Annotated in this window: 20 protein-coding genes and 1 tRNA gene; 12 read left to right on the forward strand and 9 right to left on the reverse strand. The window is 57.8% G+C overall.

The window, feature by feature from the left end:
• Nucleotides 1-132 precede the first annotated feature (132 nt).
• The 3 genes from ACVWZJ_RS05300 to ACVWZJ_RS05310 all read left to right on the forward strand — a co-directional run bounded on the left by ACVWZJ_RS05300 (nt 133) and on the right by ACVWZJ_RS05310 (nt 2,447).
• Complete coding sequence (locus tag ACVWZJ_RS05300; RefSeq protein ID WP_457395094.1) at nt 133-1,200, forward strand: hypothetical protein; 1,068 nt, start codon at nt 133-135, stop codon at nt 1,198-1,200.
• A 58-nt stretch (nt 1,201-1,258) separates the two neighbouring features.
• A tRNA-Leu gene (locus ACVWZJ_RS05305) sits at nt 1,259-1,338 on the forward strand.
• Between the two features lie 497 nt (nt 1,339-1,835).
• Nucleotides 1,836-2,447 (forward strand): Ycf51 family protein, encoded by a 612-nt coding sequence (locus ACVWZJ_RS05310; RefSeq protein WP_457395097.1) that lies wholly within the window; start codon nt 1,836-1,838, stop codon nt 2,445-2,447.
• On the opposite strand, the gene ACVWZJ_RS05315 is transcribed toward ACVWZJ_RS05310, so the two are convergent.
• Together ACVWZJ_RS05315 and ACVWZJ_RS05320 are read right to left on the reverse strand one after the other, a co-directional pair.
• The gene (locus ACVWZJ_RS05315; protein WP_457395100.1) at nt 2,375-3,292 is read right to left on the reverse strand and encodes an alpha/beta fold hydrolase; all 918 of its coding nucleotides are present in this window, start codon (nt 3,290-3,292) and stop codon (nt 2,375-2,377) included. The genes ACVWZJ_RS05310 and ACVWZJ_RS05315 overlap by 73 nt on opposite strands.
• A 30-nt stretch (nt 3,293-3,322) precedes the next feature.
• Nucleotides 3,323-3,988 carry a Crp/Fnr family transcriptional regulator gene (locus tag ACVWZJ_RS05320; protein WP_011432518.1) on the reverse strand — a complete coding sequence of 222 codons (666 nt, stop codon included), beginning with the start codon at nt 3,986-3,988 and terminating at the stop codon, nt 3,323-3,325.
• 416 nt (nt 3,989-4,404) lie between these two features.
• Here ACVWZJ_RS05320 and surE point away from each other — a divergent pair, with 416 nt between their 5' ends.
• Nucleotides 4,405-5,202, forward strand: a complete 798-nt coding sequence (surE, locus tag ACVWZJ_RS05325; RefSeq protein WP_011432519.1) for a 5'/3'-nucleotidase SurE — start codon at nt 4,405-4,407, stop codon at nt 5,200-5,202.
• 169 nt (nt 5,203-5,371) lie between these two features.
• Here the strand turns inward: surE and ACVWZJ_RS05330 are convergent, their stop codons facing one another.
• From ACVWZJ_RS05330 to hisH, 5 genes are all read right to left on the reverse strand, one after another.
• Nucleotides 5,372-10,996: a DEAD/DEAH box helicase gene (locus tag ACVWZJ_RS05330; protein ID WP_457395103.1), complete on the reverse strand. Its 5,625-nt coding sequence runs from the start codon at nt 10,994-10,996 to the stop codon at nt 5,372-5,374.
• Between the two features lie 32 nt (nt 10,997-11,028).
• Nucleotides 11,029-12,354, reverse strand: coding sequence for a hypothetical protein (locus ACVWZJ_RS05335; RefSeq protein WP_011432521.1), 1,326 nt, complete (start codon nt 12,352-12,354; stop codon nt 11,029-11,031).
• Nucleotides 12,355-12,366: 12 nt separating this feature from the next.
• On the reverse strand, nt 12,367-13,947 hold the full coding sequence (locus ACVWZJ_RS05340) for a hypothetical protein (RefSeq protein ID WP_011432522.1): 1,581 nt from the start codon (nt 13,945-13,947) through the stop codon (nt 12,367-12,369).
• A gap of 184 nt (nt 13,948-14,131) precedes the next feature.
• Nucleotides 14,132-14,593, reverse strand: coding sequence for an EVE domain-containing protein (locus ACVWZJ_RS05345; protein WP_457395107.1), 462 nt, complete (start codon nt 14,591-14,593; stop codon nt 14,132-14,134).
• Between the two features lie 6 nt (nt 14,594-14,599).
• The gene (gene hisH, locus ACVWZJ_RS05350; protein WP_457395110.1) at nt 14,600-15,256 is read right to left on the reverse strand and encodes an imidazole glycerol phosphate synthase subunit HisH; all 657 of its coding nucleotides are present in this window, start codon (nt 15,254-15,256) and stop codon (nt 14,600-14,602) included.
• Nucleotides 15,257-15,324: 68 nt separating this feature from the next.
• Between hisH and hemW the strand changes: the two genes are divergently transcribed.
• Complete coding sequence (gene hemW, locus ACVWZJ_RS05355) at nt 15,325-16,542, forward strand: radical SAM family heme chaperone HemW (RefSeq protein ID WP_457395113.1); 1,218 nt, start codon at nt 15,325-15,327, stop codon at nt 16,540-16,542.
• A 187-nt stretch (nt 16,543-16,729) separates the two neighbouring features.
• Here hemW and ACVWZJ_RS05360 read toward each other — a convergent pair whose 3' ends face one another.
• A complete protein-coding gene (locus ACVWZJ_RS05360) occupies nt 16,730-17,221 on the reverse strand; it encodes a YajQ family cyclic di-GMP-binding protein (protein WP_011432526.1) in 492 nt (163 codons plus the stop codon).
• A gap of 117 nt (nt 17,222-17,338) precedes the next feature.
• Between ACVWZJ_RS05360 and ACVWZJ_RS05365 the strand changes: the two genes are divergently transcribed.
• On the forward strand, nt 17,339-18,175 hold the full coding sequence (locus tag ACVWZJ_RS05365) for an SDR family oxidoreductase (protein WP_457395116.1): 837 nt from the start codon (nt 17,339-17,341) through the stop codon (nt 18,173-18,175).
• A gap of 128 nt (nt 18,176-18,303) precedes the next feature.
• The gene (locus ACVWZJ_RS05370) at nt 18,304-18,669 is read left to right on the forward strand and encodes an FHA domain-containing protein (RefSeq protein ID WP_011432528.1); all 366 of its coding nucleotides are present in this window, start codon (nt 18,304-18,306) and stop codon (nt 18,667-18,669) included.
• Here the strand turns inward: ACVWZJ_RS05370 and ACVWZJ_RS05375 are convergent.
• Complete coding sequence (locus tag ACVWZJ_RS05375; RefSeq protein WP_457395119.1) at nt 18,656-19,924, reverse strand: lipopolysaccharide biosynthesis protein; 1,269 nt, start codon at nt 19,922-19,924, stop codon at nt 18,656-18,658. The two genes, ACVWZJ_RS05370 and ACVWZJ_RS05375, sit on opposite strands and share 14 nt — an antisense overlap.
• Nucleotides 19,925-19,971: 47 nt before the next feature.
• Here ACVWZJ_RS05375 and mrdA point away from each other — a divergent pair, with 47 nt between their 5' ends.
• From mrdA to ACVWZJ_RS05400, 5 genes are all read left to right on the forward strand, one after another.
• Nucleotides 19,972-21,951 (forward strand): penicillin-binding protein 2, encoded by a 1,980-nt coding sequence (gene mrdA / locus ACVWZJ_RS05380; RefSeq protein WP_457395122.1) that lies wholly within the window; start codon nt 19,972-19,974, stop codon nt 21,949-21,951.
• A gap of 315 nt (nt 21,952-22,266) precedes the next feature.
• Nucleotides 22,267-22,572: an HU family DNA-binding protein gene (locus tag ACVWZJ_RS05385; RefSeq protein WP_414332065.1), complete on the forward strand. Its 306-nt coding sequence runs from the start codon at nt 22,267-22,269 to the stop codon at nt 22,570-22,572.
• A 35-nt stretch (nt 22,573-22,607) separates the two neighbouring features.
• On the forward strand, nt 22,608-23,741 hold the full coding sequence (cobD, locus tag ACVWZJ_RS05390; protein WP_457395125.1) for a threonine-phosphate decarboxylase CobD: 1,134 nt from the start codon (nt 22,608-22,610) through the stop codon (nt 23,739-23,741).
• Nucleotides 23,742-23,766: 25 nt separating this feature from the next.
• Nucleotides 23,767-24,426, forward strand: coding sequence for a hypothetical protein (locus ACVWZJ_RS05395; RefSeq protein WP_457392621.1), 660 nt, complete (start codon nt 23,767-23,769; stop codon nt 24,424-24,426).
• A 282-nt stretch (nt 24,427-24,708) separates the two neighbouring features.
• Nucleotides 24,709-25,590, forward strand: coding sequence for a hypothetical protein (locus ACVWZJ_RS05400; RefSeq protein WP_414406728.1), 882 nt, complete (start codon nt 24,709-24,711; stop codon nt 25,588-25,590).
• Nucleotides 25,591-25,599 lie beyond the last annotated feature (9 nt).

Genomic DNA, 25,599 nt, shown 5'->3' on the forward strand with positions numbered 1-25,599 from the left:
ACCAGCCTAGAGGTCCGGGCTTGTTTTGTTCTCTGGTAGAGCAGAACAGGCTCAGGGCTACTGAAAGCCCGCTCCGTACCGCTTAGCGGTCGGAGCCGGGTAGTTTACGGCGCCAACAAAACTGGCCAGTTTGTGCGTATCCTCAATTTGATGCGGGAGCACATCCCAGAAGCCGACTCTGCCAGAGCCGCCTTTGCCCGCTTTTGGACTGCTGAGTACTTGGCCGGCGCCGATCCCGCAGATGGAATTGAATTTTTCCAGACCCGGCTGCGCCCCCTCTTTGAGACCAACTATTTCCGCCCCATTGGTGAGAGCGGTAACCCCGTTGACTTTTTCCCGGTGCTGGATTTTCCCTTCGTGCTTCTGTTTGGGCTGGAATTTTTGCTGCGCACGGTGGCCATCAGCCGCCGCTACACCGGCGTCAATTGGCTGGATGCCATGCTCTGGCGTTGGTACGATGTGCTGTTGCTGCTGCCCTTTTGGCGCTGGCTGCGGGTGATCCCCGTCACCATCCGGCTGGGACAAGCACAGTTGCTGGATCTGGAGCGGGTACGCGCCCAGGTGAGCCAGGGCTTTGTTACCAACTTCGCCGAGGATCTGACGGAAGTCATTGTCGTGCGGGTGATCAACCAAATCCAGGTATCCATTCAGCGGGGATCCCTGCCCCTACTGCCGGCAGCACGTACCCAGCGCGACTACATTGATATCAACAACACCAACGAGCTGGAGGCGATTGCCAACCTGGTTTTTCGCATTGTCCTCTACCGCGTTTTGCCCCAGGTGCAACCGGAGCTGCAACAACTGCTCCGCTACAACCTGGATGGCCTGCTCAAGCAGTTGCCTGCCATGCAAACTCTAGAACAGCTTCCCGGCCTGGGATCCCTGCCTGGCCAACTGACGGAGCGCCTGGCCAACGAGCTGACCACCACCACCTACAAAACCCTGACGGGCAGTTTCGAGGATCCCGTTGGCTCCAAGCTGGCAGCGCAACTGATGCAGCGGTTTGGTGAAGTCTTGGCACGAGAACTCACCCAGGAGCACGCTTTGGAGGAAATTCGCTCTCTCCTGCAAGACTTGCTGGAAGAGATCAAAATTAACTACGTCGAGCGGCTATCCCACGAGGATCTGGAGGAGGTGATGGAGCAAACCCGCCAGCTTCGGCAAAAGGCCCAGCAACTGGAGAAAGACCGCCGCCGATAGAGTTCGGGGGATTGGTTGACGAGGTTTCGCCAGTTCAGTAGGATAATGGTTCTAAGTCGGGCGAGTGGCGAAACTGGTAGACGCACCGCACTCAAAATGCGGCGGGAAACCGTGTCGGTTCGAATCCGACCTTGCCCATGATTTTTAGTCTGCTGTGACGAGCTGTAAGGCTCGCTGCTTTCTGGGTTTGGTAGGTTGATCCCTCTCGCCTCTTCTCACCAAAGACCCAGTGATAGAAACGGCCAAGCCCTTCTGGAGTAGGTTGTAGGGCATCTTGCGTCCAGATCCTGAATAAGCTTCGTCTTGACTTGAGACAAAGGCAGCCTTTCGCGGCAGCGGGATGGAGGTCTTTTGGGTAACCTGTCACTACGAGCCTACCGGCTAGATAAGGAGGGCGTGAAGATCTGAAACAAGTGGTACCACGAGATAGACCAAGCTATGTTGGCCCGGCGATGTTCTGAGGGCTACTCTGCCCAACACCGTTCGCGGCAGCAGGACGGGATCCCTAGATAGGGCAGTTAGAATCGCGCTTACCCTGCACTTAGAGATGAAGCTCTAGGGGGTGACATACTCCCGCACTCATGCTGATGCATAGAGGGCAGGGCTTCCCGGCAGTCTAGCTAAACTGGGGAATTATGGATGGAACTTTAGAGTCTTTCTTTGCCTCTGCCACCCAAATTGGGCTAGGTCTGGCAGGCTTGCTGGCTATGCTCACCCTGCTGGCCTGGATCCGCAATTGGCCATTGAAGTTTTCCCTGGTGGGCTACACAGCGTTTGCGCTGGTTTTAACAGCGGGATGTTTTGCCCTCAGCTTGGGGCCGATCTTTCGCTCCCGCATTCCCGGTGCTGCCCCCTACACCACCGTCTATGACCAAGGGGCGGATCGAGCGGTTATTGCTGTCAGCCCGGATATCACCCCAGAGCAACTGATCCTCACCCTGAAGCAGGCGGCCAGCGATTTGGGATCCCCGGGCCGCTTCTCCACCGGTTCGCCGGTGTTCACCTTGCGGGCCCGCACCGTCATCCATCCCGAGCCGGGAGTTTCCGAGCCGTTGCTCTTGGGCACGCTGCAACAGCCGTTGGGAAAGCGCCTGCGCACCCCAGAAGAACAACAGCAGCAGCAGATCCATCTGGAGGAAGAGGCCTTTGCCCGGCTGCGGAAGTTGGCCCAGGGTCAGGCTTCTGCCGCCTTGTCTGCAGAGGGAGCGGAAGAACCAACCACCGGGATCCCACTTGCCCAGTCTTGAGCGCTGAGCCAGCGGCACAGATCCTGTCCCACCCGGTCGGGGATCTCCCAGGGAAAGAGATGAGCCACGTTGGGATAGACAATGCAGGTGCAGTGGGGCAGGGCGCGGGCTGTGGCCAGGCTGCTGTTGGCGGTGATGTGGCGATCCCGCTCGCCGGCCATAAGCAGTACCGGGATGCGAATTCGGTGCAGATCTCCCTCGCGGTTGTAGCCCCGTTGCAAAGCGGCGCGCAGAGCTTGGCGAGCCTGGGGGGAGGTGTGCAGATAGGCGGGCAAGGCCATGTGCGCCAAATACCGATAGGCCGTTGGGGTCTGTTGCTGCATCAGGTAGCGGTAAAGGGAGCGACGGCCAAAGGTCTCGATGTTCCATTCCCAGCCGGGCCAAAGCCAGTTGAGCAGCGAGGCAACGCCGGTGTTGACCTGATCCCAAAAATCGGTGGGGGGATGGTTGCTGCGGGGGCAGGCGGCACTGGCCACCAAGACCAAACCCTTTACCCGCTGCGGCAGCCGCAAAGCCAACTCCAGGGCCAGGATCCCGCCCAAAGACCAGCCCAGAACCAGACACTCCTGCCAGCCCAGGCGATTGAGCAGTAATTCCAAATCCTCCAGGTGCTCCTCCATCTCGAAGGGATCCACCACCTGCGAACGTCCATAGCCGCGCAGATCTGGCGCCACACAGGGGTGCATTCCCGCCACTGCCTCTGCAAATACCGCCATGCAGTCGGCATTGCCCGGATGGCCGTGGAGCATCAAGATTGGGAGGGAGGGGATCCCTTTTCCCCAAGTACGGTAGTGGAGCTGCAGGCCCATCGCGTCAGCAGTGCAGTTCCCGACTGCTGTAGGCATAACACTCTGGATAGCATCTAGACAGCAGGGTTAGGCGCTGGCCGCCTTCTTCGGAGTGGGCTGGAGCTTTACCCCGTTGGGAATGCAAATTAAGTTTTGATCCAGCACCTGCACAAACCCTTTCGAACGCAGGGATCCCAGAAGACGAGTCACCGTCACACGAGTGGCCCCAATGGCATCCCCAATCTGCGCATGGGTAAGGGGCCAGGGGAGATACATCCCTTGTTCACAGGGCTGTCCATACTCTTCGATCAACAGGCTCAAGAAGCCCTTGAGGCGATCGATGGCGCGCCGTTGGCCCAGATTTCCCAACCACAGCAGCTTCCGTTGCAGTTGCTGGCGGAAGTTTTCCTGAATCTTCTGGTGCAGATAGGGCCACTGCTCCAGATCCTGCCAGTAAAACCACATCACCGTGGTGCGATCGGCGTGGGTGCAGGCTTTCAACTCAAAGCGCTCTGGGTTGCTCAGCTCAAAAGGAAATCCAGCCGTGATGAACCCAACAAAGACCTCCCGCCGCTCTGGAGTTTGGCTGACCAGGCGCACCACTCCCTCTTGGGTGATGTACACCAATCCCGGACGAGTGGGAATGCGCACGTCTTTGGGAAAGGTGCGACAGCGGTAGTGCTCCTCGGCCCACTGGCAAAGCTCACGCCATTCCTGAGCCTCTGTTGCCGATGTGATGGAAACAAGTGACATGAGATCAACTTCCTGTCGCTCGAGCGACCTGATGGGTTTTACAGACTTTCCAGCTTTACCCGGCTGTAGGCTATGCAACGCTTCCGCGTTCGCGCCGGCGGTGCGGAGCACCTACACGTCAACGGGACGGAGTCTTAGGAAGATGGGGATGGAGAAACAGCAAGATACACACAAGAAGGCAAATACAAAGAGGAAGGAAACCGCAGGGTTTACTTTACCTTAGCTTCATAATGGCACTTGACCTCATAGGGTGACATTGTGTTCCTACTGATATTGTTCAAAAGGCTACGTCCAATAATAACCCCAAGAAGCCGTAAATTTTCAGATTCTGCCGCTGAACTCGGCTACCTGGGGGATCAGCGCAGATCATTGGGTCAGACTGGTGTATGTCTAAGGGCGGGTGTGGGGTGGCTGGGATGAATATTCTCATCAGCAACGACGATGGCATCCAGGCGGCAGGGGTGCGGTGTTTGGCGGCAGCGCTGGCCCAGCTGGGGGGGCACCAGGTAACGGTGGTCTGTCCGGATCGGGAGCGCTCGGCCACCGGCCACGCCCTGACGTTGCACAAGCCGCTGCGGGTGGATCCGGTGCGGGAGGGATTTCCTCCAGAAGTGCAGGCCTGGGCCTGTTCGGGCACCCCTTCCGACTGTGTCAAGTTAGGTCTGGACGGGCTATTGGATCGTCCTCCCGATTGGGTGATTTCCGGCATCAATCAGGGAGCCAATCTGGGCACGGATGTGCTCTACTCCGGCACCGTCTCGGCGGCAATGGAAGGGCTATTGGAAGGGATCCCTAGCCTGGCAGTAAGCTTGGCCAGTTTTACCCATCAGGATTTTCAACCAGCGGCCCAGGTGGTGCTGAAGCTACTGGAGAAACTGAGCCTGAAACCCCTGGGGGAGCCGATGCTGTTGAACATCAACGTGCCCCCCCTAGCGCTGGCTGAAATACGCGGCATGGTCTTGGCCCGCCTGGCCTGGCGCAAGTACACAGATCTCTATGAGAAACGGGTGGATCCGCGCGGCAAGGCCTACTACTGGCTAGCTGGAGAGGTGGTGGAAGAGGAGGTGGATCCCTGTTCGGACGTGCGGGCGGTTGCTGAGGGCTATGTGTCGATTACGCCCCTGCAGCCAGATCTAACGGCTTATGCTGCCTTCGATAGCTTGCAGCAGTGGGGGCTCTCGGCTTTTGGCTCTGGATTGGAGGGAGCTCTGTAGGGATTGGCGCAGTTCAGAGTCAGAGAATAGAAAGGCTATTAGGCCCTGGAATAGAAAGAAATCGCCTCTGCCAACGTGTTTAGCCCGTAGAGAGAGCGTCGGCAGTGTTGGACTACTGAGTCGCGCTGCCCTCTTCCACCGCAGGCTAAAGAAACTGAGCGAAATAAAGTCAGGCAGCACCAGGACGCTTAGAGCGGGTAGTTTTTGTTGACTTTGCCAAGACATCCCCTGGTCGTCGCAACGTCAAAAAAGGATTGATTGCCTGAATGTGGGCCTGGGGATAGGCCTGACGGACTTGCTCAACAGTTTGTTGCCAGATGGGATGCTCATCAGTCCAAATAGGATGGCGCACAATCCGCACTTCCCGCCCCCGGTTTCCCGTCCACACCGGCAGGAGAAAATCCTGAGACACTTGCTGGAAGCCTAGGTTTTCCAGCAGTGGCGGCAGTACCTGCTCCACCAAGCGCCGCCAGGGATTTTCCTGCTCTTCCCCCCAAGGGCTCTGCAAATCGACCGGTGCCCTAGCATCTCGCAGAAGGCGCGCCATATCCAAGGCTAGTCGCCAATCCAAGAGCCCGTGGTAGGCTAGGTTGGAGTAATCGCGCAAGCAGTTGTTGCAGGACGTGTCGCAGGTCTGCTGGTGCTGCAGCCAACGGAAGGCCAAACTGTTGGGTTGAGACAAGTCCTCTTGTTCCAGCAGCTTCGAGAAGACCTCCGGCTGAGCGAGGTAGAGGCAATACCCCGCGCCATTCTCCAGCTTGTCGAACAGAAAAGCCTGACCCACCACTCGGCCAGCCTCTTCCTTTGTCTGAAAGCTGGCTTGCAACTCGTCAGGATCGACATCCAAAAAGGTGCAGGCAGCCGCTCGCAACCAGAAGGCGAAGGAATACAAAGCTGCTCGCCCTTCCACAGTTGTTGAGTCAGCAAACACGCCAGGCGGCCAAGTTTGAAGGCTGACCAGCAGCACGTCAGTGCGTCGCTTAGACAGTAGGGCAATCCGATAGGTAGGGCCTATTCCTTCGAAACGTTTCCCCTGAACTTCAGGACAAACATAAGCTCCTGGCCACTTCTTATCCGCTTGTAACAGGAACCCCCCCTCGCCGCCGCGATCATTGACGATTAAAACGTCATCGCTGCCTCCCCGCAGGTGAGCGTTGCCGGTCGTTGCGGTCGTCGCTTCCGCCTTAAGTCCGTCCGCGCCCAAGGTTGGCCGACTGACGCGGGGTTGCCACTCAAATTGACCATCAAAATCCCGCGGCTGCAAGTTGGTGAAAAAGCCCCTGGGTTCCCGCGCATCAATGCAGCGGAGGGTGGTTTGCTGGCATACCGGACAGGCTTGCTTTGCCGGCTTGTGGGTAGCTGGGGGAGGAGAGCAAAGCGGCTGCTGTGGCTGGTAGTCCTCTATCATGGCTTGACAGTTGCAGCACAGACCTAGCCAGCGGTTAGGTTGGTCAAGAGCCGGCACCAGGCCAGGCCGCGATCGCACGTCCCCTTTGTGAGGCACCAACTCCACCAGTCCACAGGCGGTGTGCACCGCCCGATCTTTAACGATTTCTGAGCCGGGGGCAAATTGTGCGATTGCTGTATCCAAGTCGCGATCGATGGTGCCTTGGCTAGCCGACCAGCGGGTATAGAGCAGGCGCACCCGCGTGGGAAAGCCAAACATGGGCAAGATGCCAGCATTGGCCAGGCGTTCGCTGAGTTGGGATTGGCTGTAGGCATTGGAAGTGGCAATCTCGCTAATCTTATTGACCAAATCGTTGCAGATGTAGTGATGCAAGGCTTGTCGATCGTCAGCCGAGAGATGAGTTTGCTGGCAGAGTTGGGTGATCACGGTTTGGATTTCTTGGTCGTGGCTAGCAATCCATTGGCGAACCAACGGCTCCACCTCCTGCCACTTTTCGGCTAGACCAAATTCGCCGTGGACGCTGGTCACGTCTTCAAGATGGACTGCAGCGGATTGATCGTGTTGCGAGACTTCCTGAAAAGCTTGTCGCAAAACTTCTTTGGCGACGACGCGCCGAGCAATGGTGAGGCTGCGCAGGTCAATGTAGGGCGGGGGTGGCGGATCGCCGGTAATGGCCTCAGGGCGCTGAAAGTAAAAATCGTCATGGCTGCGACCCCGGCAAAACGTAACTGCCAAGGAGACCCCGGCACCGCGCCGACCAGCCCGTCCCACCCGCTGCTGGTAGTTGAACCGTCGGGGCGGCATGTTTGCCATCATCACTGCCAGCAGGCCGCCGATGTCTACGCCAGCCTCCATAGTGGTAGTCACGCTTAACAAATCAATGCCCTGAGCCAGCGGTATTTCTCCCTCTAGGAACACTTCCTGGAACCAGCGCTGCCGTTTGAGGCGATCCTCCTTGTCGGTTTGCCCTGTCAATTCGGCAGCATTCATCCGAAACGGTTCGTTTTCAGGGTCGGAGAGGTAGGCGTAGTAGTCCAAGTCGCGCGGCAAGCTGCTCGGCTGCAGTCGGATGGCCTGCGGGTCAGAGCGTTTGCTGGTGTTGCGACCGCCACTGCACTCTGGGCACCATCCCCCCGCAGTGTGCAAGTAAAAGGCCCCGCATTGAGGACAGCGGTAGCCTTGAAGACCTTCGCGAGAGACGGGCACAAGGTAGAGGCGATCTGGATCCAAAACCAATCCGTTCTCGCTACGGGTACCGATTTTGTTCAACTCCCGCTCGATCTGGGATTTTAAGTCTGGCTTGCCCTGTTCCTCTAATTTTCTCAAGTATCGCTCCACGTACTGGGGTAATTCCCGCCTAGTACCCGGTCTGCAGAATTTGGAGTATCGATGCCGCTTGCGAATTCCCAATTGGCGGATAACCGCGCTGGCAACGTCTTGCAGTTCCGGAGGAACTTGAGCTGTAACATAGCCCTGTCCAAAAGACTCGATGTTTCTGACCGCATGGGCAAACAGCGTAAACATCATTTCATCAGCTAAATAGGCATCGAGTTCATCGAGGTGTCTGTTTTGCTCTGGTGTTCGGGCAGCAATTCGTGTTACTGGTTGACTTTGCCAGTTGTAGAGCTCAGTCCAGGGATGCCGATCCTTATTGACGGAATAGTAAAGGGCGCTAAAGGACATCCCGCCAGGGCACAGTCCCAAATGTAAGAGCAGGTCTGCCAGGGTGCGCCGCAAGGCAAGGAGAGGAACTTTCTCGCCGTAAGACTTGAGCATCTCGAGCCACAGTTCACGAACTTGCTCGTTGGCAGGTCGCCGGTTTTGAGTCCAAAGCAGAGCTTCTGTAGCAATGTCACCTTGCCGATTAAGAAAGCGATCCCGTGCTGCCCAATCCTCCGCCATCCCCTCAACGTCTTGTAGCAACCGGGGATATTCTCGCAACCGTTGCTGTCGTTCCTCTGGACTGGGCAACTCACAGCGCAGAAAGGCCCGCAGGTCTTGCCTATACTCCTCTGCTGATCGCACTAGCAGCAAGCGCACCATATCGCGATAGTGATCCATTTCCATACCGGCGGCTAACTTGGCTGCGTCCTGGCGGCTATCGGAAAAAACCACCAGCTTGCGGGATTGCGGTGTTGGCATTTCCCGCAACAAAGCTCCGGCAATCACCTGACAGGCTTTTTGGAATCCAGTGCGGTGCACGCGCAAAGGAGTGGGATAGGCCTCACGGAGAGCGCGATCGGTATCGCAGCGAGGGCAGCGGCTCGGCAAGGCGGGCTGATTCCCATCCCCCTCTTTCACTTGGTACACCCAGCCGGGAACCTCGCCTTCTCTAGGGGGGCTTTTATCTTGTCGGAGTTCACCAGTAGCGGGGTTGAGCTTGGCTTCAACCCACCCCCGCTTCGTCTTGCCAGCAGTCCACTCCAAATATTGCGGCTGGGTCGCCCAAGGTTCCGGGTCGTGGGGCAGGGGCCAAAAAACGCGATAGTTCCCAGATTTTTGCGTGAGGTTCACTAAATCATCAGGGATGCCCTCCAACTCGGGTTGATCGGGGGTGAGGATGACCGACTTGGCAAATGGGTAAGCATATCCCCCCAGGAATACCTCCCCGCAAACTTCGCAGACGATCAAGTCCAGAACACGCGCTCCACAGTCGCAACTGAGGCGGTGCTGGCTATGCAAGGCGCCAATAGGTGGAGGGGGTTGGTTGTCTCCCGACGGACGGTGCGCGACGCTGCAGCGCGGGTTGCTGCACGCCCACAACCCTTGCAAGTTGTGAAAGAAGAGGTGGCCGCGCACAGGTTGAGGCGATCGCCCATCTTTTCGTTGAGCTACCGCTGTCGCCATCAATAATCCCCGCAAGGACTCAGAGACCAGACCCCCTTCGGGCATGGTTGCACCTGGGAACAGTTGCTTGTCAACTTTTTGGATGGGGGTAGCGCGCACGCTGCCGCTAACTTGCCGACAAGCCTCTCGCAGGGCATCGGCAACTTTGAGTTCCTCGAGGCACTCCCCCAAGGCTCGCTCCGGCGATTCCGAGCTGAGATCGCCGCCCAAAGCTTGCACCAGTCTGGTCAGAGCTTCCTTGGCAATGGGGAGGGGCCGCAGCGGCTGGAGGGGATCCGGCTGCACGTCCCGGGCAAACTGAGCGAAAGCAGCTTGATACTGGCGCACTCGCAATGGCGCTTCGGGATCCGGAGGAACTTGTTCTCCGGCAATCACCACAAAGCGATCGCGACCAAAAAAGTCCCGGAGAAACTTGTGTCCTGCTTCGTTGTCTTCCAAGCTGGCACTGGTTGCCAAAACCTGCAATTGTTCTGAGTCAACTGTTAGCCCCAAGCGGTACAGAAGTAAGCGCAGCAAGTAGGCCACTTCTGAGCCTGGCGTGCCTCGGTAAGTGTGCAACTCATCGATGACGAGCAAGAATTTACGCTCGGGATCCCCCTGCAGCCACCTTTTGGTTTTCTCGAACATCCCCTCCTCAATCTGCCGCATCAGCATAATGTTGAGCATGGAATAGTTGGTAATCAAAATATCCGGCGGATGCTCTTGCATGTCCCAGCGCGATCGCATTTCTCCCCCATCCAAGCGGGGAAAATAAAACCTCAAATCTGGGTCTTCACTTTGGGCAGCCTTTTCCTGCTCTGCTTGCAACTCTCGCAGTTGCTGGGCTAGTTCTTCTACCTTCTTATTGGGAGTGCGATAGCCAGGGAGGGGGGTTTGTCCCGTGTAACGACCGAAGGTGATGCGATTGCCACCGCGATGGCGATCCAACCATTCATGGGTCTCTGGACTATCCAACACTTTGCGCAAGCGCCGCAATTGATCCTCCACCAGCGCGTTCAGCGGATAGAGAATCAGCGCCCGGATTGCTGCCGGTCGTTGTTGACCTTGGCGCTGCGGCACCCACTTGTCATCTGCGTGCTTCCACCAGAACGTATCTCCGCTCTGAGAAGACATCGGATCCCAGGTACGGGATTCCCGGGCAAGGTGGGCTAGGATTGGCAACAAGAAACACTCGGTTTTGCCAGAACCAGTTCCCGTTGTTACTACAATATCCTTCTGGTTAACGATGGCTGCCTTCAAACTTTGCCATTGGTGCTCATACAGCGGAAAGTTTGGAAATAAAGACTGGCCTAGATGTACCAAATCTTCATAACCAGCGGGTAAAGCTTTCGCTGCTTCCTCAAGGGTTTTGCCAGAAGAAGGGTAGAGTGGTGTAGGCTCCAATAGGGGAGGAGTACTAAGCAGAGCATTCTCGGGTCTGTACTGCAAGTGGCGATCCCGCTCGGCGCTAAGAGCAGGGTAACGTAAGGGAAAAGCACTTCTAATGTAAAGCTGGTAGATTCGATCTAACCGCTGATAGATACCGACGAGGTCGTACATGGTTTTTCCTTTGCCTTTGGCAAAAACTGTAACTATTTCTCCAGATCAAAAAACGGCAGCTGTTCACCAATGACTTGCCACACAGTTGGTGCAATGTTCTGATAAATCAGTTCTTCTGTTGTGCGATTGTAGCGAGGCAGACAACCCGATTGCATGACCAAGTAGCGTTCGTAGGCTAGCGGCCAGCGCTGGCTGATAGGGATCGATAGTTCTTGGGCATTGGGGTCGTAACTAACTGATAGGTTTTTGGGAGCAAGATGAGTCAAAGCCAAAAAACGTAAACTGTACCATTCGGCGCTGTACCAAGCGTTGTGCTGGCGGTCGTAGAATAGGGCATGCTGCTGTTGGGATCCCTCCTCGTACAGCTCGTAGAAACCCGTTTCCTCGGCGTCTGGCACATCTACGAAGCTGCTCCCATCGTAGCGCTTTAGTCGATAGCGGTGAAGTGGCACCCAATCGACGACCTTTAGCGTAGCTACCCAATCAGCCCAAGGAGGAGGGGCCTCGACCGGACGAATGGCTAGGGCAGGGTATTTGGTCCGTAACTCGGCAATTGCATTGGCAGCATCAGCTTGCAGCTCAAGCTGCCAACAGGGTGGAGCATCCCTTCGAGGTTGAGGGATCTTCACAAGGCGACCAAACTGCTGCAAAGACTCTTGCAGGCTGGCGTTTCGCTGACCGTACAGCACGTAGCAATTTTTGCTCACTGGCTGCAGGGAAGGTGGCTGCATTTGCCAGTGTTGACCATCCTGAGCTGCCAGAAGATGCCCTAACAACTGCAGCCGACGCCACAACCGACGCGGTTGGACTAGATCTAGGTGACTGCATACGGCTTGAAAGGTTTCCCAAGAACCAGAACCGGCTGCCGATAACCACCAAAGCAGCTGTTCGCACGGCTGGGAGCGATCGCTTCCTGCCGCCTCTGCTATAGGTGTTTCCAAACCAAGTGGGTTGACTTTAGGTGGCCGCTTGACTTGGAAATACTCAATGGGTTGGGTATCCCGTTCCAACTCATAGGCGATACCCACCATGTGTCGAATATCTTCCCAGCAAAATCCTTCTCTTCGAATCCTAACTATACTGATACCTCTCACTGTTTTAATCAGTTGCTCAAGGGTGTTTTGTGTGGATGACCAATCAGAGCGCGCATTTGTCTTAATACCCAAGTAGAAGTAATACTCTCCCCTACTTCTTTCCTTAATGCCCTTCTCAATACGAACATGAGACACAACATCGGCCAAGTTTTCTTGAGTAACCCGCTTTTGTAAGTAATTCAGCAACTTTTGGGGTTTGTATCTGGAGGTATGGGTGCGAAAGCCCCAGTAAGTTTGCTCTGACCGAGAAGATTTTTTCGACATAGAGTTATGCCTCTACTCTAGGGAAGCTAATGACAAATCACCCCAACTCAGGATCTTCAAAAAGCGTTCCTGGTGGGCAGTTCCGCCCCGTACTTGGATTTGGTAAGTACCGGGAGGTAAGTCTGCGGGCAAATCCCAAGGCTGGTTGGTAGAGCGATGGTCTTCTGGAAGATATATGCTCCCGGTACGCACTTCAGTTAGAGTCACGGCTACCGTAGGCTGAAACCCGTACACAGTCACCTTTGGCAAGTGACCCTCGAGCCAACCTTGTCCTTGCGGTACCCGTAGCCCTCCACCCAAGGCAATGTGCAGACGATCGCGTGGTTGTAAGGCCTCTTTCAGCTCAGGATGTTGTAAAAACAAACCGTCCCATACCGGCGCCAGCACCTGACATTCTTGGATTTCCCACCAGCCAGAGGTTACTTCAAAGGCAAGCTGGCGATCGCCCTCCCACTGCAGCAGCTTTTCTTCTCGTAGCTGCTGCAAGTCCAACCAGAGTGCTTCCCGAAACAGCACTGTGAAATGACTGCCCAATTTAGGTGCTCCCCAACTAGCCAGCGCACTAGACTCGGGGTTCTCAGGATCGGGCACCAAGACCCAAAAGTCTCGAGCTGGCAGCTGGAGTTCCCGCAAGTGGGCATGATCTCGAATCGGCCATGACTTCCCCGTTGTTAGATCGGCAGCAGAAAGCGGTGCGCCAACAGGGAAAAACCAACCAGAGCGCTCACAACGCAAGCTACCTAGGTTTTCTACGGTCACCTCGGCAACTGGCCAACGACGCGGAACTTTGGGGTAAGGGTAGTACTCTGGATTCCCCCACCGATCTTCGGTGCGATACAGCCCTGCAATCAGGCACGTGGGGGGACGTCGGCTAAATTGTTCAGGTTTCGGGCATTGTGCGTCTAACCACTCCTGATGGACGGCTAGGATTTCGGCGCCCAGTACCTCGTGTCGCTGGCGATCGTCCAGCAGCTCTTCCAGATGGCGGTTCAGGTTTTTTTCGCTCGCCAAGTCCACCAGTAACTTAGTTTCGCTGCGGGCGGTAGTCCAGTTTTTCTCGTAAAACAGGCAACAGAGCTTTTGGATGTCCGCTTTCCGCAGCAGGGTTTGGGAAATGGGGTAATTCAAATACCGGCGCGGGCCTTCCCCTGGCTCGGCGGTGGCAATCCATCCCTTTACCTCTAGCCATTGGTTCCACTCCTGCCATAGGCCTTCTTCATCTCCAGCTTTCATCCCAGTGGGACGAGTGTCGCCGCCTACCCCCAATCGTTGACAAAAATGGGTAAAGAAGTCCCTCTCATCCAGCTCCTCATCCCTCACCATGTCGTTGGCGGCGAGCACCATCAGCGCCAAGAAGGCAACTCCTGCTGGTTCGGGCAAGCTTTGGTTTTGCAGAGTTGATAGCTGGACTCGCTGGCCATCTACCACCTGGGCGCGCACGGCTTGGCAAAAGTCCTCAACTGGGCCTAAGCCTAGACTTGCTAAAACTTCTTCATCTACGCTGAGGTAAACTGGCGTACCGTGAGGAACTCCCAGCGTTGCCCATTGAACAATTGCTTGGTTCCAGCGGGCATAGTTGTTGTGCAGCGCCACAGTAACCTCGCCCTGGGTTCCTTCCTCAAGCCTAGGCAGGCGTTGAATGCCCAGTTTCCTATTTTTTGAATCCCTTTATGTTTGTTTTAGGTCAAATTGGCAGCAAAACAGAGTCGGCGCTGTAGAGGCTAGCTGCCTCGGAGAGGAAATGGTCGGGCGAGACCGTCGGGAAGCTTACCCCAGATCAAGAGGAGAGGTTTGCCAGTGAGAGCAAGCGCTCCGCAACCTCTGCAGCCACAGGTATCACCGACAGGCGTGTGCCCCGCCGCACCACCTCCAGCTCCTCTGGGGTGAAGGTGGCCCGCAATTTGGCCAAAGGGATCACTCTTTCAAAAGCAGCCAAAAATTGCACCCGCACCGTGTACCACCGGGGATCTGCTGGAGTGGACTTGGGATCGTAGTAGGGGCTGGTCGGATCAAACTGGCTGGGATCCACCACCTGGGTTTCTAGGATTGCCATCAGGCCAGCAATACCAGGGGGGTTGGCGTTGGAGTGGTAGAAAAAGGCGCGATCCCCCACCTGCATGGCTTTTAGATAGTTGCGGGCTTGGTAGTTGCGCACGCCATCCCAGAGGGTTTGGCCTTCCCGCTGCAGATCCCAGATGCTGTAAACGCTGGGCTCAGATTTCATCAGCCAGTAGTTCATGGGGCACTAAGCTCTGGGAGCAGATAAAAGGGAGCAACGGGCAGCAAACTCGACAAAGTTTTGCAACATCTGCAAGCCAACAGGGCCCGACTTTTCGGGGTGAAATTGGGTAGCAAACAAGGTGCCGCGGGCAATAGCGGCTACACAGGTTTGGCTGCCGTGTTGGGTGGTAGCAGCCACCCAGCTTGGGTCATTGGGCACTGCGTGGTAGGAGTGGACAAAGTAAACCCAGCTTTGATTCGGGATCCCTGCCCAAAGAGGCGATTGGGGTTGGGTAAGGTGCAACTGGTTCCAGCCCATGTGAGGGATGCGCAGGCCCGCCTCTGGCCGAAAGCGCTGCACCCGTCCAGGCACAATGCTCAGCCCTGGCTCTGTTCCCTCTTCGCTGCTTTCGAACAAAACTTGCAGCCCAAGGCAAATGCCTAAAAAAGGCTGTTGCCGCTCCACAGCTTCCCGGATCGCTTTCCCAAAGCCCCGCGCCCGCAGCTGCTGCATGGCTGGGTCAAAGGCCCCATCGCCGGGCAGGACAATGCCGTCAAAAGCCGCTAGTCCAGTTGGCTCTGTTACTAGCTGCACCTCAGCTCCGGCCCGCTCCAGCCCTTTGCAAGCCGAATGCAGATTTCCCGCCTCATAGTCGATTACCGCCAGGCGCACAGCTCCCATGGGATCCCTCCTCGTGAGGAGTTTCGGAGTCTATCAGTATAGTGGTTCTAACCCGTTTGAGCTGACTCATGGCTGTGGCAATTGCTTCGCACGATCCCACTCCGACCGGTACTGCTCCGCAACCCTGTCGCGACCAGGTTGATTGGCCTGAGGCGGCTTACCTGCACATCCCTTTTTGTCGGCAACGCTGCCACTACTGTGATTTTGCCACCGGCCTGGGCACCCGCAAGTTGATGGAAACCTACGTGCAGATGCTCTGCCGGGAGATCGGCGGCGCCTACCGCTACCGCCATCTGGCCGGGGATCCCAGACCGTTGACCAGCATTTTTTTCGGGGGTGGCACCCCTTCTCTGCTGACGGTGGAGCAACTGGGGCGGATCTTGACTCAATTGAGGGAGAGGATCCCGTTTCATCCCGACTGCGAGATTTCTCTGGAGGCCAACCCCGGCACCCTGACGCGGGAGCAGTTGGCGGGCTACCGGGAGCTGGGGGTCAACCGCATCAGCTTAGGGGTACAGGCATTTCAGCCAGAGCTGCTGGCCGCTTGTGGTCGCCTGCATGGAGTGGAGGAAGTTTACGAAGCCGTGGCCGACTTGCAGGCGGCGGGCTTTGAGAATTTCAACCTGGATTTGATCTTTGGGCTGCCCTACCAGACTTTGGAACACTGGCAGCAGTCTCTACGAGCTGTTCTTGAGATTAACCCCACCCATGTCTCCGTCTATGATCTGACGATTGAACCGGGAACCCGCTTTGGTCGGATGTACCGACCGGGAGCAGCACCTTTGCCCAGCGAGGAAACCACAGTTGCCATGTACCTAATGGCGCGGGAACTGCTCACCGAAGCGGGCTACATCCACTACGAAATCTCCAATTTTGCCCGCCCCGGCTACGCCTGTCGCCACAACCGAGTGTACTGGGAAAATCGCCCTTACTTTGGCTTTGGCATGGGATCCGTCGGCTACGAGGGGGGACGGCGCATTCAGCAGCCCAAAACCCTTTACCACTACTTCGAGCAGGTGAAAGTCGGAGTCCACCCTCTCCCTCCTGAAGCATCCCCAGAGGAAGTTTGGATGGATACTTTGATGTTGGGGTTGCGTCTAAAGGAAGGTCTGGATTTGTGCCATTTACAGGAGCGTTTTAGCCACCCAAAGGTCGAGCAAGCTTTGGAGAGGCTGGATCCCTATTTTGAGAAGGGATGGGCCAGTTGTGAGGCAGGCCGGCTACGGCTGATTCCGCCCGATGGCTGGCTATTTTCCAATGAGATTCTCAGAGACTTGCTGGCTTGATTCCGACGGTTACTTTCACAAGATTTCTCACCAGAGCCCCCTATCCCAATTGGCCGAAAACTCAAGCTTTGAGGAGCGTAGGCCATCACCATTTCCAGCAGCCATTAAACCCAACATTTCACAGATCCTGAGATCTCTAATCTTGCAAGAGGGGTTGAGGGGAAAGATACGGAAGCCCAGAGGATCCCTATCGATAGTTGACAAATTGCAGCGCCACCGGGTAGTCCTGCTGCCTAAGCATTTGAATGACCGCCTGTAGCTCGTCTTTATCCTTGCCGGAAACGCGCACCAGATCCCCTTGAATGGCAGGCTGCACTTTCTTAAAGTTGTCGCGGATTTGCTTGGCGATTTGTTTGGCCAGTGTGGCATCAATGCCCTTTTTCAGGTGAACCACCTGGCGCACTCGGTTGCCGCCGGCGCTCTCTGGGGGTTGGAAGTCGAAGATCTTCAGGGATAGACCCCGCTTGGCCGCTTTGGTAAGAAGCAGATCCCGAATGGAGTTGAGGGCCATGTCGTTGGCGGTGGTGATGGTCAGGGATCCCTCCTCCAGCTCAATTTCCGTCTGAGTATCCTTGAGGTCGTAGCGCTGTTTGATCTCCCGTCGGGCTTGATCCACAGCGTTCACCAGTTCCTGCCGATCGAAATCGCTGACGATGTCAAATGAGTAGGTAGAGGCCATAAACCTTATCTTCGCTATCGTTCAGTATCTTAAGCCCTCAGCCAAGCAGGGATCCCTAACTCTCGGAGAAGCTACAACAGGTAGAAGGATCCCAGTCCAGATTTACGGAGAAGCAGGATGGCCGATGTTGTTTTAATTACAGGCGCTTCTGAAGGCATCGGCAGAGCTACTGCCTTTACCTTTGCCCGTGGGGGTTACCGATTGGCGCTGGCTGCCCGCACTGCCGAAACCCTGAAGCAAACGGCCATCGACCTAGAGCAAAGCCTAAATGCCGAGGTCTTGGCCGTTCCCACCGATGTCACGCAGCCAGAACAGGTGCAAAACCTGGTGGAGAAAACTCTGGAACGCTATGGCCGCATCGACTGCCTGATCAACAACGCCGGCATCTGCATGAGTGGCCCTTTTTTGCAAACCACCCCGGAGCACTGGCAGGCTCTGATGGCGGTCAATTTTTGGGGCTACCTCCACACCATTCGAGCCGTGCTCCCCGACATGTTGAAGCGCAAAAAAGGTCAGATCATCAACGTGGGATCCATTGGCGGCAAAATGCCCCTGCCCCAGATGAGCGCCTATTGTGCCAGCAAGTACGCGGTCAGTGGGCTGACAGAAGCGCTGCGTCTGGAACTGCAACCCCAAGGGATCCAGGTGATCGGCGTCCATCCGGGCATCGTCAGCAGCAATTTCCTCAAGCGAGCCATTTTTCTGGATGAGGTGGGGCCAGCGTCCTCTCCCGACAGCCAAGCCCAAACCTCAGGTGGCAAAGCCCGTGAGCAAATGCAACAGGCGCTGGAGAGTTTTTGGGTCAGCCAGCCGGAAGAAGTTGCCGAAGCCATTTGGGATGCCGCTCGCCAGTCCAAGTCAGAGGTGGTGGTGGGCATGGCCCAATGGGCGGTAGGAGCTTACACCCTCTTCCCCGGATGGGTCGGCTCATTGCTCCAGAATGTTCCTCGCTAGCCCACTGGATCGGTCGAGAGTTCTGGGGCGCTGGATGAGCGATTCTGCAGACCCAGCGATAGCAGGAAGAAGGCTAAACTTCGGTATAGTTTGAGGTACGGTTAAACACTGGTATTGACAGCGGAAGTATGGTTGAATCTGTGCCTTCTCCTTCCGGTACCCACCAGCACATCTTGATCGTGGAAGACCGAGATGGCCGCCGTACCCAGGTGCTGGGATCCGCCAAATACTTCATCGGTCGGGACTTGGCGAACGACATCTGTCTCAACTCTCAGTATGCCTCCCGCTACCACGCCATGCTGCTGCGGATTCCCGCCGAGCGAGAGGGAGAATATTGCTACCGCATTTTGGATGGGGATCTGGAAGGTCGCCCCAGCACCAATGGCTTGTTGATCAACGGCCAGAAATTGACCACCCACCAGCTCAAGTCGGGGGATGTGATCACCTTTGGCCCCGATGCCAAAGCCACCTACAAAATTGTTAAGGCTCCCTAGGCCCAGATCTCTGCAGAGCGTGCAATCGCCCCCCAATCAACAGCAGCAAAGCCAGCACCAAGGCCACCTCCGACAGCAAGGTCGCTAGGGCCGCCCCCTGCCAACCCCACCTTGGGATCCAAACCGCATTCAAAAGCCCATTCAGCCCCAGAGCCATCAGTTGCAGACGGCTGCGGGGCCTTTGCAACCCTGCCCCGGTGAGCAGGTGAGACAGCAAAAGGTGGATCCCTTCCAGCAAAATGACCGGGCTGAGCCAGCGCAGGATGAGGGCCGTTTCCCGGTAAGCCGATCCCAGCACCCAAGGGATTCCGTAGGATCCCAGGGCCAGCCCCAGAGCAGCCAAACTGCCGTAGCCCACCACCCAAGGGAAAAGCTGCCAGGCGTAGCGCCAGCCTTGCGGAAGGCCCTTCTGCCCTTGGCGGCACAGCTCGGCAAAATGGCTGGTGAGCAGGGCGATCATCGGCGTTTGCGAGAAGTTGATCACCCGATAGGCAGCGCTGTAAAGACCCCCCGCCGCTGCTGAGGCCAAACGGGGCAAGAGCAGCTTATCCAAATCGGTGAAGGTTTTCACCGCGGCCAGCCCCACCGCAAAGTCCCAGCCCGCTATCAGCCGTTCCCGCAGATCTCGCCAGCTCAGGGCCAAGGGGGGAGAAGGCTCGCTCCACCGCCCCATCCCCCTCGCGATCAGCAGCAGCACGACCAACACCATCAGGCCGTACAGAACAGCCCATTGCACCAGGGATCCCCAGCCTAAGGCCACCGCCAGCAATACTGCCCCCAATCGCCCCAGCGCCATGCCCGTGTCGATGAGGGCTACGCCGGCAACCTGCTCTCTCCCGATCAGGATCCCCCTGTACACCTCTGGCACCGCGATGAACAGCAGATCGCTCAAGAGCAATACCCCCACCACCGCTGCCGGCGTCCCGGCCAGCCAAACGCTCAAGAGGGGCCACAACACCAGCGCCATCCCCCCACAGCCCAATCCCGCCAGCCATAAGCTGGGGCCAACCCCCTGGGTGCAAGTCGGGGATCCCTGCCGGCTGAGGCGCTGGATCAGCAGTTCCGATTGGCCCAAATAGCCAAACGGGGCGGCCAGGTTGCTGCAGGCCAAGATGGCAGAGAAAACCCCGAAGGCTTCCGGCCCCAACAGACGGGCCAACAGGATGAAATAGGCCCCGGACAACCCCAGGCGCAGGCCATTGCCCACCATCAGCCAGGCAGCCTGGCGCAGCCGTTGTTGTTCTGCTCTATCCACGCTGCCACTCCTGGACGAGGCTTGCCGCAGCCAGGGATACTGGATGGATGCTGAGACTGCCTGCCCGAGAGCGGGCATCTCCTCTCGATTTTGGGTGTATCGGTTGCAATTCTTCTGGCAATTTCATGGCCAAACTCTACCCCGTCAGCAACGCCGCGCGAAGCCCCCACACCTTGGCAGGACGGGATCCGCAAGCCCTGTTCTCCCCCCATTCCAGACCGCCTGCCCCCCGCCGGGTACTTCCCCCACCCCCGCCGGACGGCGGTAGCCCTCGCTGGCTGGGATCCGCATCGGCCAAAACGGTGGGGCAGGGCTATCGGGCCGTTGTCTTGCTCTTGCTGACCAGTCTGCTGCTGTTTGGAGGGCTGGGATCCCGTCTGGCCTACCTGCAGTTGGCGCGCACCCAGTATTACCGCCAGCTGGCCGATACCAACCGCATTCGCCTGTTGCCCCAGCCGCCAGAACGCGGACGCATTGTGGATCGCAACGGCGTATTGCTGGCGAGCAGCCGATTGTCCCACTCGGTCTTCCTCTGGCCTCTGGTGCAGTCGCGGCAGCGCTGGCAGGAGATGATCCCCAAGTTGGCAGAATACTTGAACATGGCCCCCGAGGAGATCGCCCAGAAACTGGAACAGGCCGGATATCGTTCCCCGTTTCCCGTGCGCATCCTGCGCAACGCCAGCCCCCAGGTGGTCATTCAACTGGAGGAGATGAGCCGCGAGCTGCCGGGGGTGATGGTGGAGGCGGAGACGGCGCGGTTTTATCCCCACGGCGACTTGGCCGCTCACCTGCTGGGCTACACCGGCGAGATCCCCCTAGAGCAACTGCGGGCCGACCCTAGCTATCGCCTGGGGGATATCGTTGGCCTGATGGGAGTGGAGGAATTGTTCGAGAACCATCTGCGCGGCCAATGGGGCGGGCGACAGGTGGAGGTGGACGCCATGGGAGAGGTGCTGCGGGTGCTGGGGGAACAAGCGCCCCAACCGGGCAACACCCTGCAGCTCACTTTGGATGTGCGGCTGCAGCAGGCGGCAGAGCGGGCCCTCGGCCAGCAAAAAGGAGCGGTGATCGCCATGGATCCCAGCGATGGCTCGATCCTGGCCATGGCCAGCTATCCCACCTTTGATCCCAACCTCTTTTCCAGCCGCATCACCCAAGCCCAGTGGGAGAGCCTGCAGCAGCAGGATTTTCCCTTCCTCAACCGCGGCCTGCGGCCCTATCCCCCCGCCAGCACCTACAAAATCATCACCACCGCTGCCGGGATTGAGTCGGGAGCCTTTCCCCCGAATACGGTGCTGCAGACCGGCCCCTACATCCAGGTGGGAGGGTGGCGCTTTTGGGACTGGAACCGGGCCGGCTTCGGGCGGCTGAACTACCGGCAGGCGATGGCCTACAGCAGCGACACCTTTTTCTACCAAATCGCCCTCGGCACCAAGGCTGCCCCTTTGCAAGAATGGTCGCGCCGCTTTGGGTTGGGACAACTGACCGGGATTGGCCTCAAAGGGGAAGCCGCGGGTCTGGTGCCGGATGCTGAGTGGAAGCAGCGCCACTGGCGCGAGCCCTGGTATGTGGGCGACACGGTCAACATGTCCATCGGCCAGGGATTTATTACCGCTACGCCGCTGCAAATGGCGGTGGTAACGGCGGCAGTGGCCAATGGGGGCTGGCGGGTGCGCCCCTTGCTCTCGCACCAGGTGATCCCGGAAAGCCCTGTGCCGCTGCGCCAAAAGGTAGGTCTTTCCCCTGCCACCCTGGAGATCCTGCAGCAGGGGCTGCGAGATGTCGTGGTTTACGGCACCGGCGGCAACGCCAACCTGGGGCCAGGATTTCCCCCAACGGCTGGTAAAACCGGCACCGCAGAGGATCCGCCGCGGCGATCCCACGCTTGGTATGTTGGCTATGCTCCCTACGACCGGCCCGAATTGGTGGTCGTGGTCTTTCTGGAAAACAGCGGCGGTGGGGGTGGATCACGGGCCGCTCCCATCTTTCGAGAGGTGATGCGGGCCTACTTCCGACCCGAGTCGTGAGCCCTAGCTTTCTGTCGGATCCGAGCCAACTGGGTATATGCAGTCTCTTGTCTCCCAGAAAATTGCGTTAAGATCCCCTAAAACCCCTTGCCCAGCAGGCTTCTGCCCTAACTTAGCTGTAGAATATGTCAGTGATTTGGAGCTCAACTGCCACAATCCTGCCATTCGCGCCAGTGGCGCCTTGGCGCATTGCAGGGCAAGCCCCGCTCCCACACACTGAGAACACTCTGGGCCGTGGCCGCTCTGCAACGCCTGAGCGAATCCGCGATCCAGGGAACGCTCTAACTTTATTGCCTAACTCAAAAGGAGATCAGGATGAACAAGGCAGAACTTGTTGATGCCGTCGCTCATCGCGCCAATGTAACCAAAAAAGAAGCGGAGGCTGTCATTTCCGCCGCACTGGAGATCATTGTCGAAGAGGTCGCATCCCGCGATGAAAACGGTGAACCCAAGGGGAAGGTGACCCTGGTGGGCTTCGGCTCCTTTGAGGCTCGCAAGCGCAAAGAGCGGGAAGGTCGCAACCCGAAAACCAACCAAAAAATGGTGATCCCAGAGAGCATCGTCCCCACTTTTACGGCGGGCAAGTCATTCCGCGAAGCAGTAGCAGGGGGGAAATCTTAATTTCGCCGGGTTGGGACTCGGCTGCTGGGTAGGGCGTGGAGCAGCCTCGACATGGTGGCAATTGGGCTTGGGGAGCAGCAATCGCTGGCTGCTCTCCCCAGGAGATTCTGGATTTTTCGGCCAGCTTGAATCCGCTGGGCCCACCGGAATCGGTCTTGCAAGCTCTGACTCAGGCGCTGTCTGCAGCAGACCCGGTTGTAATCAGCCGCTACCCGGATCCCGACTATCGGGACTTGCGCATCTGTTTGGCCAACCATTGGGCCGTCGATCCTGAGTGGATCTTTGTGGGCAATGGGGCAGCGGAGTTGCTCACCTGGGCAGCCCGGGATGCGCAAGGGCGGGAGGTATGGCTGCCCCAGCCTGCTTTTGGGGATTATGCGCGGGCTCTGCGGGCAGCAGGGGTAACCATCAAGCCGCTGCCTTTTTTCCCCGGCCAGGGATCCGCCGGTTTTACCCTTCTGCAGGAACCCCTTCCGGCGGCAGGCAAAGGGAGCCGAGTGCTCTGGCTGAACAACCCCCACAACCCGACGGGCCAGCTCATCCCGCAGCAAGACATCCTGCCTCTCCTGCCCCAGTTCAACCAGGTGGTGGTGGACGAGGCTTTTATGGACTTTTTGCCGGGGGAGCCCACCCTGAGCTTAAACTCCAGCCCGTCGGCAATGCCCCGCAGCCAAACCTTGATCCCCCACCTGGCGGCTCACCCCAACACCATCGTCATCCGTTCCCTCACCAAGTTCTTCACACTGCCCGGCTTGCGCATTGGCTTTGCGGTGGGGCACCCGGATCACTGGCAGCGCTGGCGACAGTGGCGGGATCCCTGGAGCGTCAACGGATTGGCGGGAGTGGCAGTGGCGGCAGCTTTGGCCGATGAGGACTTCCGCCGGCGCACCTTGGCCTGGCTACCCGTGGCCCGAGAGCATTTGTTCAGGGGTTTGCAAGCACTGCCCGGCTGGGATCCCTGGCCTGGTCAAGCCAATTTTGTGTTGGTGCGCTGCCCTGGCTCTGCCACGCAAATTCAGCGGGCGCTGCTGCAGCGGCACCGGATTCTGGTGCGGGATTGCCTGAGTTTTCCCGAGCTGGGAGATCGCTACCTGCGCATTGGCCTGCGCACCCTGCCGGAGCAGGAGCAGTTGTTATCCGCCTGCCGGGAGATCCTGGAGAATAGCTAGGGATTTTTCTGCGGGAGAAATTCTCATGCCCGAAGCTACCGCCTTTTGGCCGGAATGCAACGCCCCTATCGTGCGGGGGGTGGCCCATTACAGCGATCTGGAGTTGCTGCGGGCCTTTCAACGGCAGCCGGAGGTGGCCCGCTACTTCATCGGCCTGTTTTGCCGCTACTGCAAGTGGGTGGACGGGATCCTTGCCGAACATCTGCCGCCCGAGCAGTGGGCTGCCTATCGAGAGCAGGTTTGGTTGCGGCTTTACCCGCGCCTACAGCGCCTAGATGTCCACAGCCTTGTGGAAGAAGCGGCTGGCGAAGGGGATCCTGTGCTGCGACCCTGGCTGGCGGAGCAAACCCGTGAGCTGATCCAATCCTTGGATGGGATCCCCACCCACCCTCAAGCTTCTTGCAGTCTCGACTCCACCAGAGGCGGGGCGAAGTCCTCTCTTTCACCGGCACTGGCCTGTTATTTGACTGCTGGTTTGGATACCCTGCCGGGAGATCTGCGCTTCATTCTGCTGCTGCGGGATCGCTTTGGCTGGTCACCGGTTCGCATTGCCGACCAACTCAAGGCTGACGGATACTACCTTGCTCCAGAAGATGTGGATGCCATCGTTGCCTCTGCCCGTCAGATCTTGCTTCAGAACCTACCGACAGATGTGCGTGCCCTCTATCTGGAGGCAAAGCCCTAGAAGACTGCCATAGCCCTGTGGCATGGTGGTTTATGGCAAGGTATGGGGCGCTGGCAATCCTTGTTCCCAAGGTGGGTTCTCCTGTTAGGCTGTTTCCGGCTGTAACAGTGGATCGGCATTGTTTGCTCTCCGACTTTACATCAAGTTGAGTGTGGGCTGTCTATGAGTCCTTCTCCGCTTCCCCCAGACCCTACCCAACCCCTGTCTCCGGCACAGCAGTCCCATTCACATCCAGTTCCTCAACTTGCTCTTCAGGAGGCGCTGAGCCATCTGCATTTGGATGTGCTGAAAGAACTGGAGCGATTCCGCCTCTGGCAGCGTTTGCAGCGCATGGACTCTGTCCCGCCCCCACGAGCAGGTCAGCTTGGGAATACCAGCTCTGTACAGCGCCCTTCACCTGTGCTCATTCAAGAGGTGGTGGAAGACTTGGAAGAGGAAGAGATGCCGCGGCCCTCCGGGGCCTTTTCGCCCCTCTGGGTCTTGCTGCTGTGGGTGCTTTCCTGCGCGGGGATTGGCTTTGGGGTGCGCTGGCTGATCTGGCCGGAAGAACTGTCCCTGCCCCAAAGTGCTGCCAGCAGGGCGGAAGAAGGGATCCCTGCCCAGGTGGATCTGGCCCAGTTGCCCCTGATCCCACTGGAACCGGTGGAAGGGCAGGTGGGAGAGGAGTTCTATTCCGGTGGCTTGGATCCGGATCGGCTGGCGCTGGGCTTGACGGCCACCCCGGACTTGAAGGACGTACAGGTGGATCCTCTTCAAGGCGTTCCTAACCTGCTGGACAGCCTGCAGACCGACTTGGCCTTGGCTTCCAAGGAACCCTCTCCCCCCAGCTTGCAAACGGTGGAGCAGTTGGCAGCCAGCCTGGAGCGCCCGTCCCAACCTTCATCGCCTACTTCTGCGGGATCCCAGAACGTGGTGCCCCTAAGCGACAACAGCGTAGACTCTCTGGGGCCGAACCGCGGCGAGGGAACCTTCTTGGTGCTCACTACCTACTCGGGAGATGAGAGCTTGGCACGTGCTCGAGAAGTTTCTGATGGGGCCTTTGTCAAAGATGTGAATGGCCAGAAGTTTGTGCAGTTGGCAGCATTTGAGCAACTGGAGTATGCCCGCTATCATGCGGAAACCCTGAAAAATAAGGGCTTTAACGTCACGATTGCTGAGCAGTAGCTTTGAGGA

This window comes from Thermostichus sp. OS-CIW-29, assembly GCF_054058195.1.